Source organism: Bergeyella porcorum (assembly GCF_042427575.1).
Lineage (GTDB): Bacteria > Bacteroidota > Bacteroidia > Flavobacteriales > Weeksellaceae > Bergeyella > Bergeyella porcorum.
In genome coordinates, this window is the sequence record NZ_JBHMFD010000029.1 from 1 (window position 1) to 967 (window position 967).

1 protein-coding gene is annotated in these 967 nt (G+C 30.6%); it reads left to right on the plus strand.

All coding sequences use genetic code 11. The features are described 5' to 3' along the window. Positions 1 to 29 precede the first annotated feature (29 nt). Positions 30 to 967: IS110 family RNA-guided transposase (locus ACFFUE_RS10755; protein ID WP_376835255.1), on the plus strand; the 938-nt coding region annotated here is incomplete at its 3' end.

Consider the following 967-nt stretch of genomic DNA (forward strand, 5'->3'; position numbering starts at 1 on the left):
ATCAGAGTTGTTTTCCTAAATCCAAATTTATGAAAAATTTTATTATTGGTATTGATGTTTCTAAAGATACACTTGATTTTTGTATTCTTGAAAAAGACAATCGTAAAAAGTTTATGCAAGGGGTGATAGCAAACAAAGAAAAAGACATTCTTACTTGGCTTAAAAAATTTGACAAAGAGCAATTTATTGTAGCTATAGAGCATACAGGGCATTATGGTGCTCTACTTACTTGGCTTTTAGAAGACCATCAGTTTACCTACTATCTAATCAATCCTTTAGACCTTCAGAGATCATTAGGACTACAGCGCGGTAAATCTGATAGTGTGGATGCTTACAGAATTGCTGATTATATTATAACAAATCATCATAAATTATCTCCTTTTAAGTTACCTAGTGAGGAATTAAGAAGGTTAAAAGCACTAATGACAGCACGTGAACGATACGTAAAAATGTCTGTACAAATACAAAATAGCTTAAAAGCTGAAATCATATTGAATGAAAAAGTAGCTTTGAAGAAATTGATAAAACTTGAACAAAAACAATTAATATCCATCAAAAAAGCCATACATGATTTAGATAAACAAATGATAGAAATAGTCAAAGCTAATCACGAGTTAAATGCTACTTATACTAATATATCTTCTGTAATAGGGGTTGGTGTGGTTACTTCTCTAAAATGTATTATAGAAACTGACAATTTCACCCGATTTACAGATGCTAGAAAATTTAATTGTCATTGTGGATTAGCTCCTTTTCCATATCAATCAGGAAGTAGCATTAAAGGACGGACAAAAACACATTTTTTGAGAGATAAAACACTAAAATCAATTTTATTTAAAGCTGCTTGCACCGCCATTCAGCATGACCCTCAATTAAAAATATATTACCAACAAAGGATTGAAAAAGGTAAACATAAACTCACTGCTTTAAATGCTGTTGCTAACAAAATTGTATTAAGAATATTCGC